This is a genomic window from Bacteroidales bacterium, assembly GCA_013141385.1.
Taxonomy (GTDB): domain Bacteria; phylum Bacteroidota; class Bacteroidia; order Bacteroidales; family Tenuifilaceae; genus UBA8529.
On record JABFRB010000002.1, the window covers coordinates 218908 to 231071 of the forward strand.

Here is a 12164-nt window from a genome sequence, read left to right on the forward strand (position 1 = left end):
ATTAAATATTTAACCTGTTACCCTAATGAAAAATATTTTGCTGTACATTTTGTTGCTAATATGTCTAAAGACATTTGCACAACCCTATGATCAAAAATTTGGTAAAATTTCTATGGCAGAAATGGAAATGAAAGTTTGTCCAATTGATTCAAGTGCTGCGGCCGTTTTCTTATTTGATATTGGAGAAACCCGGTTTGATTATAATATGGATAAAAGTAGATTTCAATTACTAATCATACGGCATGCACGAGTTAAAATACTTAGCAAGGATGGTTTGAGCTGGGCTGATCTTAGTCTAACCCTTTTCAACGAAAATGATTTTGAAGAAAAATTAGCATCCTTTAAAGGCTTTACTTTTAATCTCGAAAACGGTAAAATTGTAAAAGAAAAAGTTGAAAAGAGTGCAATATTTAGGGAAAAGAAGGATGAAAGGCGCACAGGTGTGAAAATTACTTTCCCGAAGGTAGTTGAGGGTTCTATACTCGAATTTGATTATGAGATTACCTCCGATTACACCTACAATCTTCAACCATGGGATTTTCAATACTCAATTCCTGTACTTTTCAGCCAATATTCGATTGGAATACCAGAGTACTATAGTTATAAAACACATATTTCAGGCTATGAACCAATTTCAGTGAAGGATGAGGTGAATTATAGGTCAATTTATTTTAATACCCAGGAAAGATCAGGAGGAACTAGCCTTCGTAATGCAATTGTAAAGAGTCAGACAAGTAGGGCTGAGGTAAAATATACTGAGCAATCAAAAATATTTACTGCTCAAAATATTCCTGGAGTTGACGATGAGTCATTTGTCGATAATTTGGATAACTATTTAACAAAAGTCAATTTTGAACTTGCATGGGTAAGATATCCGGGTCAATTACAGGAAAACTTCTCAACTTCTTGGGCTGAGGTATCTAAAAAGTTGTTAGATGAAAGGAATTTCGGAAAACAATTAGATAATGGTTCATACCTTGAGGATGATTTGAAGGCTTTCATAGGGACAGCTGAAAGTCCTGAAGAGAAACTTGCAAAAACGGTTTCGTTTATAAAAAGTAGAATAAAATGGAACGATAAATTCCGTCTATACACTGAAAATGGTGTAAAAGCTGCATACAAAGAGGGAGTTGGAAACTCCTCGGAGGTGAATTTGAATTTGGTTGTGGCATTGCGACAAGCAGGATTGGAGGCCTACCCTGTTGCTCTTAGTACTCGATTTCATGGACTTGTAATGGATTGGCAGGTAACAGTTTCGGGATTTAATCATGTTATCGCATATGTCAAAATAGGAGAAAAATTCTACAATTGTGATGCAACAGCTCCTTGTAGTATGCTTGGTTTACTTCCTACCGAATGCCTGAATGGTAAAGCAAGAATAATAGACTTAAAAAATGGTGCTTGGCTTGATTTGTATCCAAAAACCACTTCTAAAAAATCAGTCTTTGCAATCCTTAAAGTTGATGAAAATAATGCTGTTACTGGCAGTGTAAGTTCAACGTATAAGGACTACTTCGCTCTAAGTATGGCTGAAACAATTAAGGGTGATGATAGTTTGAAACATAGGAAAGAGGCACTAATTAAATCTTTTAACAATTCTACTATTGATAGTTTAAAGGTTAAGATTGATGATAACGGTATCGCTGTAGCAAAGGAATCCTACAACATTAGGACAGATGGTACATTGCAGGAGAATACAAGCATCATATACCTATCTCCAATGTCGGGGTTTGGTTTTGGAAAGAATCCGTTTTTAAAGGTTGAACGAAAATTTCCAGTCAACTTCACTTTCCCACGTGATGAGTCTGTAATTGTTAGATATACTTTTCCAAATGGCTACAAGATAGAAGAATTACCAACGAATATTTCCATGTCCATGCCAGAGGGTAAGGCAAAGTTTGTTATTACATACCAAGTTTCAGGAAACGACTTAGTTGTGGTGAGTAAGATTAACATTCCAAATACACTTTACCTTTCCGATGACTACCCTGCGCTAAGAGGTTTTTTCGATGAAATTATCAAGAAGCAAAATGAAAAAGTGGTGCTTACGAAAATTTAATTATTTGAACCAAAAGCAGAATGAAAAAACTATTTAGTCTTGCCTTTGCCGTTTTTTTATTATCGAATGTGGTTTATCCCCAGTGGAAATCGTCAGATATCCCAGATTCTCTTAAAAGGAATGCTGATGCGGTTATTCGACGATTGGCAACTGATATAAAAATAATAGGCCTGAATAAAGTAATTGTATCCGAAAACATAGTTGTCACAGTGCTGAATGAACAAGGAAAGATTTATGGAAATTTTAGTGAATACTATGATAAGGATTCAAGGATTGAATACGTAAAAGGAGTTGTTTGTGATGATCACCTTGAGGTTGTAAAAAGACTGAAACGGTCCGACTTCAAGGATCAAAGCATGGTAGCAGATTATTCAATATATGAGGATAATAGAATTATTACCTATGAGGTGTTTCAAACATCGTATCCGTTTACTGTTGAGTACGAGTGCCGTAAAGTGTTGAATACTGCGATGTTTATTCCTTCGTGGTATCCTCAGAGCGGATATAGGCTTGGAGTTGAAAAGGCAAATATGAAAGTTTCTTGTATTGATTCAAATCCACTTATTTATAAGTTGATGAATATTGATAAACCCTCAAAAACAGTTGATGAGAATGGTTTTGATGTGTTTTTATGGGATGTCAGCAATTTGAAACCAATTGAAAAGGAACCTTACTCACCAAGTTTTTACGAGTTTGCACCAGCAGTTATTCAAAGTGTGACAAGTTTTACGCTTGGAGGTTTCTATGGACACATGGATTCTTGGAAAAGTTACGGACAATGGTTGCATTCACTGAAATTGGGAAGGAGCGACTTGTCTATTGAGGCTCAAACCAAAGTTCAGGAACTTGTGAAGAATGAAACGATCTTGCGTAATAAGGTGCAATTGATTTACAAATATATGCAATCGCATACTCGATATGTAAGCATTCAACTTGGAGTTGGCGGCTGGCAACCTTTTCCCGCATCTTCGGTAGAGAAGAATGGCTATGGTGATTGTAAGGCTCTTGTTAACTATACTTATTCACTTCTTAAGGCTGCTGGTATAAAATCATTCTACTGCCCAATTGGTGTGGGAGATCGGAAAATTATATTCGACGATTTCCCTGGAGCGGGTCAAACAAATCATATCATTTTATGTGTTCCAAACGGGGTAGATAGTTTATGGTTAGAATGTACAAGCCAACAATACCCTTTTGCATTTATATCACATGAGTTTCAAAATCAGAAAGTTTTACTTGTTGATGGCGATTCAAGCCGTTTAGTCCGTATTCCGCGAGGAGTTGCTGAAAAGAATGTTCAAACACGATTGGTCAACATCAAACTAGATAGCATTGGAAATGCTGAAGGTAGGATGGTTACAAAAGAATACAGTGCCGAACTTGAAAACTTATTCCCTGAGGTATGGTCAAACAAGAAAGATCAGGCGGAAATTGTTCAGAGAAAGTATCGAATACCCGGTATAATCTACAGTAGTATTGAATATCAACTTGATGATAATTCTGAACCAACAGGGAATGAAAGAATAAGTTTTAAGGTAAATGGGTATGCATCTCAAACTGGTCGTAGGCTATTTATTCCATTCAACCCCTTTTCTCAAGGAAGCACAGTGCCTGTTAAAGTAAAAAGAAGACTAAGGGATGTCGAAATTGATGAGTGTTTTACTCACATCGATACAATTACTTATAATATACCTAAAGGTTTTACCATTGAGTATAGCCCAAAACCCAAATCGATTTCTGGATTATTTGGAAGCTATAATTCCATCGTAAATGTTGATGGGGATAAACTTATTACGATTAGAAAATATACGCAAAACAGAGGAAAATATCCTGCAAAAGAATACAATAATTTTATTGACTTCCTTTTAGAGGTGTCAAAACAGGATAAACAAAGTTTGGTGCTAGTCAATAAGTAGATATACGGGTTAAAAAGCAGGGTGGATATTATCCACCTTGCTTTTTATCTGATAATCGTAGCATCTCTGTTCGGTCCTACAGAAACTATTTTTATAGGTACACCTGTTTCGGTTTCAATAAATCTTATGTATTCTATCAATCTTTCAGGTAGTTCATTCTCGCTCTTGATTTTGGTAACATCGGCTTTCCAACCCTTAAACTCTTTATAAATTGGTTCAATAGGAGTATCAATTTCGTAGGGCATTGTATAAGTTAATTTGCCATTTACCTTATACGAAACGGCTACTTTAATTGTGTCAAAGGTGTCAAGTACATCAGCCTTCATCATTATTAGCGAGGTTACACCATTTAGCATGATGGCATATTTTAGTGCCACCAAATCAAGCCACCCACATCTGCGCGGCCTACCAGTAGTTGCACCAAACTCAGCCCCAATTCTGCGCATTTCCTCACCAATGGCATTCTCCTGCTCAGTTGGGAATGGTCCAGAGCCAACTCTTGTACAGTATGCTTTGAAAATACCTAAAACTTCACCAATTCGCGATGGAGCAATACCCAAGCCAGTACATGCTCCAGCACAAACAGTATTGGATGATGTAACGTAAGGGTAAGAACCGAAATCGATATCAAGTAAAGAACCTTGAGCCCCTTCTGCTAAGAACCGTTTGCCATTATCGAGCATATGGTTTATGGTTACTTCCGAATCAATAAGCTCAAATTTTTTCATCAACTCAACACCTTTGAACCAAGCATCTTCATGCCGTTCGATATTGCTGTTATAATTATACTGCTTGAGAATGTCTTTATGTTTATTTTTAAGATTTCCATAACGCTCCTTAAAATCAACCCGGAGTATATCGCCAACCCGCAAGCCATTACGACCTGTTTTATCCATGTAGGTTGGGCCAATTCCTTTAAGGGTAGAACCTATCTTACTCTTACCTTTGGCTGCTTCTGATGCAGCATCAAGTTCACGATGCGATGGGAGGATTAGATGTGCTTTTTTTGATATTTTAAGTGTGTTTTGTAAATCCACTCCCATTTTTGATAAAGCCTCAATTTCTTCAGTAAAAATTATGGGATCGATAACAACTCCATTCCCAATAATATTTATAGTCCCTTTATGGAAGACTCCCGAAGGAATTGTATGTAATACATGCTTAATTTGATTAAACTCTAGAGAATGTCCTGCATTGGGGCCGCCTTGAAAACGAGCAATAACATCGTAATTGGAGGTTAATACATCCACAACTTTTCCTTTTCCTTCATCACCCCACTGAAGTCCTAGTAATACATCTGCTTTCATTTATGATTGTTTTAGAAATGTAAACTTATCCCAAAGATGATAGTTTTATAACCTTTTAAAGGTACATAAAAAATTATGTCTAGTCCATGGAAGTTATCAACATGGATGCCTTCTATCCAATTATCAAGCCATCTATTTCATAAAAAAACCGTGGCATTAAGGCAACGGTTTTGGTTTTATAACTATTTAAATGTTAGTTAAACTGTCAGTTCAAGTTCATTTATACAATCATTACATGTTCCGTAAAAGTAAAGGGAGTGATGAGAAATTCTGAAGTTCATTGTTCTCCCTGCAGTGTTTTTAATCTCTTGTACACGTGGATCGCAGAATTCAATTACCTTTCCACATCTTGTGCAGATTAAGTGATCGTGTTGTTTACATTCATAAGCTTTTTCGAACTGAGCGATGTTTTTACCAAATTGGTGTTTAACTACCAGACCACAATCAAGTAATAGTTCAATAGTGTTATATAGTGTAGCACGGCTAACTCTGTATTTCTTATTCTTCATGAAGATATAAAGGGTCTCAATATCAAAATGCCCTTCGTGAGTATAAATTTCCTCTAGGATAGAAAAACGCTCAGGTGTTTTTCTATGACCCTTGCGCTCGAGGTAATCGATAAAAAGTTTTTTAACGGTATCTTTGGTGCTTATGCAAGTCATATTTATCTTATTTGTATAAGTTTTGCGTAAAGATATTATCAAATTTAAGAAATCTCTATTCTATATAATTGAATTAACAAGTTTAAAGTGAAAAGGTTTAATCATCAAACTTTTCGACTCTTTTTACAGAATCAATACCTTTAATTTTCATTACGTTCATTCCTAGGTTGTTTAAGTCGCTGATATTGTGAACATATAAATCGATTGTACTATCGAAGATACCATCGTGACTATCTATATGCAACTTTCGAATATTGACACGTAGCTCATCGGATATAACTTTAACTAGCTCACTTAGAATGCCAATCCTATCCATTCCACGAACCTCAATTCGGGCGAGGAACGAAAGAACCTTGTGTGTAGTCCACTTTGCAGAAACAATTCTATCGCCATGCTGTGACATTAATCGAATTGCCTCAACACAGGTGGCCTTGTGAATGATTACATTTTCTTCGGGAGTAATAAAACCGATTACTTCATCTCCAGGAATAGGGTTGCAACATTTAGCAACGATATACGAAGGGGGATCTTCGTCTTGTGTCTCTCTTAGAAGATACGGTGTTTTTACATCAATTTTCGGATTAGTTACCCAATCCTCATTTTCATCATCTTCGTCATTGTCTATCTCTTTTTTTCGTAAGGAGTTAATTGATAGTTGTAGACCCCAATATTTTATCCATTTACTTTTGGTATTCTTTTTTAAGATCTTTTTAAGATCGTCAAGTGATATAAGGTTTGATCCTATTTTACTATATAGTTCATCTTTAGAAAGACAATCGTAAGCTGGAAGGATTTTTTTGAAAACACGAGATGAAGGGGTTATCCCCAGTTCAGCAAGTTTTTTTTCTATAAGATTTTGCCCCTTTTCAATTCTATTTTTGGTTTCGGCTTTGAGGGTAGCCTTAATTGCTAGTTTTGCCTTGGCTGTAATTACGTAATTTAATGATTCCCAAGATGGTTTTTGCGTAGTAGCTGTAATTATTTCAACTTGATCCCCGCTATTTAGAACATAACTAAGGGGAACCAGTTTGTGATTTACCTTTGCACCAATGGCTTTATTTCCAATTTCAGAATGTATTTCGTAGGCTAAATCGAGGGTGGTAGCACCTTTGGGAAGTGTTTTGGTATCACCTTTGGGGGTAAAAACAACAATTTCAGATGAGAATAGATTAAGTTTGAATTCATCGAGAAATTCTAAGGCATCGGATTGTGGATTATCAAGCATTTCACGAATTCGCTTGATCCATTTATCGAGTTCATTTTCTTGATTGGTAGCATCTACGTCCTTGTACTTCCAGTGAGCTGCAAATCCTCGTTCAGCGATATCATCCATTCTTTGGGTTCGTATTTGAACTTCGACCCATTGCCCATTTGGTCCCATAACAGTACAGTGTAATGCTTCGTAACCATTTGCTTTTGGGGTGCTAACCCAATCTCGTATACGATCAGGTTTGGGCTTGTATATGTCTGTAACTAGCGAATATATATGCCAGCATTGGGTTTTCTCAGGAATGTTAGTGAGAGGTTTAAAAATTATGCGAATAGCCAAAAGATCATAAATATCCTCGAAGGTAACATTCTTTGATTGTATTTTTTTCCAAACAGAGTAAATCGATTTTGGGCGACCAGTTATTTCATAATCAATGTTATTCTCATCTAGTTTATTAATTATTGGAATCGAAAAGTTGTCGATTAGTTGCATTCTCCTTTTCTCGCTATCGGCAACTCTTGTTTGAATCTCTTCGAAAACTTGTGGAAATCGATATTTTAAACTTAGATCTTCGAGTTCGGTTTTTATTGCGTAGAGGCCTAATCTATGCGCTAATGGAGCATATAAATAGATTGTTTCACCAGCAATTTTCATTTGCTTATTAGGCTGCAAGGAATCGAGTGTTCGCATGTTGTGCAGCCTGTCGGCGAGTTTAATAAGAATAACTCGGATATCTTCTGCGATGGTCAGCAACATTTTTCGGAAATTCTCCGCTTGCAATGATGAGTTTGCATCAAAAACCCCCGATATTTTAGTAAGTCCATCGATGATCGAAGCAATTTTAGGTCCGAATAGCCGATTCATATCTTCGACCGTATAATCCGTATCTTCAACTACGTCGTGAAGTAGAGCACACGCGATAGATTTAGCCCCCAAGCCAATTTCTTGAGTAACAATTTTTGCCACAGAAATAGGGTGAATAATATAAGGTTCTCCAGATTTTCTTCGAACACCTTTATGTGCTTCGTTGGCAAGATTAAATGCTTTTAGGATTAACGCCTTGTCCTCTTCAGTGTTGCAACGGGTGCAATTATTAAGAAGGTCTTCGAAGTGTTCCTGAATATTTTTTTTTTCTTCTTCGGTTTGAAGGTTCATATTGTAAATAATCAACTTATTTTATTGTTTCAATAGACATTGTAAAATATTTCAACAAATCTTTTCAAATTCAAAAAAATGTAAGATCCAGTTATTTTTTATAAAACAGGAAAAATCTCTTTTGAATAATTAAAGATGTAAAAGTAGCTAAAAATGAGCTGTTGGAGTAATTGTGATATTTACTTTTTGAGGTTAACGAATACTTAAAGCCTATTAATGATAGATTACAGTAACATTACCTGTTTTAACAAGATCTTTGTTCCCTGATGTGCTAATTACAAGCCTATACACATAAGTACCTTCATTAGCCAGCCTACCGCCAGCCATACTTCCATTCCAACCAATATTTCTGCCTTCAAAAATTAAATTACCCCAACGATTATATATGCTAAGGGAATAATCGGCTTTAAACGTTATGATAGGTATTAGAATATTACGGGCATTACCATTATTTACATAAGTGTCATTAGGTATTATTGCATCTGGCATTACTACTCCAGGAACTACTTCGGTGCATTGAATTCTAGATTTGCTAAGCATGACTAACGATCCGCTTAAATCTCTTTCAGATCCTTCAATTTGGTAGCAAAATTTAACCGAATAGCCTTGACCTTCGAAAATCTTAACATCATCAGTTATTTCGAGTTGATCTGTTTCAGGCAGGTAAACTGGAGGCATTGCAATATCTGCATAAGCATATCGGGTTATTCTATATCTTGCATAGTTATTTTTGTGCTCAGCGAGTGAAGTATCAATGTAAAGTTTTTCCCATTCAATGTGATTTGATAAACCTCGATTATGTACTTTGGGAATAATAGTATTGGCTAGATTAGTTTTCTTTACAACCTGATTACAAGTATTTAAGGCATCAGTTTTATAGAAGAATGGGCGTGTTCGAGCAGTCCAGCTATCTAAAGTATCACCAAAATAGTTAATTCTAGGATCATAAAATTCATCAAGCATTTTTTTACTAAAAATACTCTTAATTGAATCGGATTGCTCCCACCTCATAACTTGGAAACGTTTAATTTCAGTGGCTTGGTCGATTTGAAAATAGATATTAACTTTTTTATCCTCAGCAATAATTGAATCAACCGACATACTATTAGGACGGATAGGCATATCGGTGAACCTATGATAGAGGCTGGAATACGTAGTAAAAGGTTTATCGACTCTTCTGGCCGTAAGATAAAAGTAGTAATCCCTGTTCTCAATTACGTTTTTCAAACTGTACTGATTGGTGAATTTGTAAATTGAGTCTTTAAATGTAAAAGAATTCAAAGCAGGTGTATTACTAACATATAAATAGTAATAAGCGTAAGTACTATCATTTTTCCATCCTTCATACAAATTCCAAGTAAGATCAATTTTGGAGTAACAACTGTCGTATTTGGATGTAATAAAGATATTAGAATGTGCAGTCCATAGCGGACTTGTTTGCGTTGTCCCCAATGTCGCAACGTTGTATGTTTCTTTGCTTAGGTTACAATTGGCTGTTATATCAGTATAGGAAAAAACATTGGCTGCAACAGTATCGATAGAACAATTATTACCAACGCAGCTACCCGAGGTTTGTTTTCTGTAAATAATATAACCTATAGTTGGTTCACATAACGGATCGAACTGTTCTTTTGACCAGTAGATTGTTGGATGCCCTGTGCTTAGATCGTTTGTTATATATTTTATAGTGGGATGATTTGGTTTTTTTGTTTGAGCTAAAGAATCCAAACTGAAAAGCAGAATAACAAATATTATTATTGAGTAACTTATAGTATTATAAGATGACATAATATGATTACCCTTTAGTTTAATTTCTTTTCAACCTCAGAAAGAATGGCAATGATCTAAATTTATCATTGGGGAGTTCATTTAACGCTATATCCCAAACGATACTTTCGTCAAGGCTATGGTAGGAATGAGTAATTATGTTTCGCATCCTATACATGTCCATCCAATCAATGCTTGGGAATTTGCTTTTTAGTTTTTGGCTTAACTTATCGGCAGATTCTCCAATACTCATGAGTTTAACTATAATAGAATCAAATTTTTCCTCGTTTTGAGCAAACTCCTCAATTGAGGTTACGCTTTTCAGGCTATTTTCTATTTTTTCAATAGCCCAGATAATGTTATTAAGATTTGCTATGTCGTTTTGTTTAAACATAAAGCGCCTCCTTATCTATTATATTCTTAAAAGCTGGTAAAACTTTTCTAATGTCAACATTTTTATTAAGATGGCTTGATAAATCATTCTGGAGGTTGTAATATATTTTAAATATTCGATGGTTTTTTGCTTCTGGAAGGAAATAGACTATCAAATCCACATCGCTATTGCTATCATAGTCTCCCCTGGCATAAGAACCTATGATGGCCATCCTATCCACGAAATGTTTTTCTCGGAAGCAGGATTTGTTTTCAGATAGATATTTTATCAGCCCCTCTTTTTTCAGCATGAATACTAGATTTTTCCTTTTGTTAATCAGTATTTATTCTGTTACAAATTTACTAATTAATCCGAGATCAACTTTGGATTATAATGATTCGCTAATAATTGTGGTTTCAAATATTACTTACTGACCCTGCAACGCACTCAATCAAATCATCTTCACGAAGATAGCTATTTGCTAGTTTCATTAATTGTTCTGGCGTAATTGTTTTTATAGTATGTATTGTGTTTTCAAAGAAAGTGTAATCTAAGTTGTTGAATTCGAATAAACTTATTAAGGTATCAGCAATTGTAAAAGCGCCGTCAAAAGATCGGAGCAGTTCTCCCAAAAGGTAATTTCTAACTAAATCAAGTTCATCGTTACTTACCAGCTCATTTCTTAAACGGGAAATCTCAAAATATATTTCTTTAATAGCTGGGGAAGTGTACTCAGCCCCAACCTCTGTTCCGATTACAAATACACAAAACTCTCTGAGAGTTAATATTGTAGAGGAGATTCCATAGGTGTAGCCTTTATCTTCTCGAATATTCTTCATTAACCTTGATCCAAAATACCCACCAAGCAGAGTATTTAATATTACTAATGCGGAATAATCGGGATGTTTGCGATCAACGAGTATTCTTCCTATTCGAATGGCCGATTGTAAAGCATCTTCTTTATGTGAAAAATGTTTCCTTTGTTTTGGTATCGTTATTTTGGGTAAGATTTCAAGATTTGTTAGTTCGTTACCCCATTTTTCTTTCCCAAAATGATTAATAACATCATTAATTTCAGTTTTCCCAACTTTTCCCGATAATACTATTGTGCAAAGATTAGATGTGAGGTGACTTTGATGGAAATTTACCAAATCGGAGCGTTGTATATTCAAATAATCTTGGGGTTCAGCAAAAAATCCGTATGGATGGTTGAATCCAAATAACCCTTTAAAAAAATCTTGTCTTGATAGTGTAGTTACTTTCTCTAGTTCAACTATTAACGATTGTTTCCCTTTAATTCTATAGGTCTCAACCTCTTTTTCGGGGAATATAGGACTTTTAATAACCTGTTCAAGTAAATCAAGAGATTCGTTTAGGAATTTACCAAGAGAGAACATGGAAATTTTACCAAAATCCCTATCGCTATTTTGTTCGCAAAAACTACCATAAAAATCAAATTTTTCGGCAATTTGGTGTGATGTTAGATTTTTGGTACCTTCTGTTAGTAAAGATATTGCAGCTCTGGATTCTGCAGGTTTGCTTTGATATCTTGAACCTGCCGAAAAGTGTAAATCAATTTTGCAAACATCCTCAGAGCCTACATTTATTGAAAGCAAGCGGATACCATTTGGAAGAATAATTTCATCCGCTTTTGTTACTACTATTTTATCGGGAATTTGCCTTATTGGGGCTATTTTTCTATTTAACATTTGCTT

Annotated in this window: 9 protein-coding genes; 2 read left to right on the plus strand and 7 right to left on the minus strand. The window is 35.3% G+C overall.

Annotation, left to right across the window (positions count from 1 at the left end; translation table 11 throughout):
• Positions 1–25 precede the first annotated feature (25 nt).
• Positions 26–2059, plus strand: coding sequence for a DUF3857 domain-containing protein (locus HOO91_02095; protein ID NOU16333.1), 2034 nt, complete (start codon positions 26–28; stop codon positions 2057–2059).
• A gap of 20 nt (positions 2060–2079) precedes the next feature.
• Positions 2080–3975 carry a DUF3857 domain-containing protein gene (locus HOO91_02100; protein NOU16334.1) on the plus strand — a complete coding sequence of 632 codons (1896 nt, stop codon included), beginning with the start codon at positions 2080–2082 and terminating at the stop codon, positions 3973–3975.
• 44 nt (positions 3976–4019) lie between these two features.
• On the opposite strand, the gene HOO91_02105 is transcribed toward HOO91_02100, so the two are convergent.
• The 7 genes from HOO91_02105 to HOO91_02135 form a co-directional block, all read right to left on the minus strand.
• A complete protein-coding gene (locus HOO91_02105) occupies positions 4020–5282 on the minus strand; it encodes an adenylosuccinate synthase (GenBank protein NOU16335.1) in 1263 nt (420 codons plus the stop codon).
• 197 nt (positions 5283–5479) lie between these two features.
• Complete coding sequence (locus HOO91_02110) at positions 5480–5944, minus strand: transcriptional repressor (protein ID NOU16336.1); 465 nt, start codon at positions 5942–5944, stop codon at positions 5480–5482.
• Between the two features lie 97 nt (positions 5945–6041).
• A complete protein-coding gene (locus HOO91_02115; GenBank protein NOU16337.1) occupies positions 6042–8309 on the minus strand; it encodes a bifunctional (p)ppGpp synthetase/guanosine-3',5'-bis(diphosphate) 3'-pyrophosphohydrolase in 2268 nt (755 codons plus the stop codon).
• Between the two features lie 213 nt (positions 8310–8522).
• On the minus strand, positions 8523–10097 hold the full coding sequence (locus HOO91_02120; GenBank protein NOU16338.1) for a hypothetical protein: 1575 nt from the start codon (positions 10095–10097) through the stop codon (positions 8523–8525).
• A gap of 19 nt (positions 10098–10116) precedes the next feature.
• Complete coding sequence (locus HOO91_02125; GenBank protein NOU16339.1) at positions 10117–10470, minus strand: DUF86 domain-containing protein; 354 nt, start codon at positions 10468–10470, stop codon at positions 10117–10119.
• Positions 10463–10759 (minus strand): hypothetical protein, encoded by a 297-nt coding sequence (locus tag HOO91_02130; protein ID NOU16340.1) that lies wholly within the window; start codon positions 10757–10759, stop codon positions 10463–10465. The genes HOO91_02125 and HOO91_02130 overlap by 8 nt, the downstream gene beginning before the upstream one ends.
• A 106-nt stretch (positions 10760–10865) precedes the next feature.
• A complete protein-coding gene (locus HOO91_02135) occupies positions 10866–12158 on the minus strand; it encodes an insulinase family protein (protein ID NOU16341.1) in 1293 nt (430 codons plus the stop codon).
• Between the last annotated feature and the right edge of the window lie 6 nt (positions 12159–12164).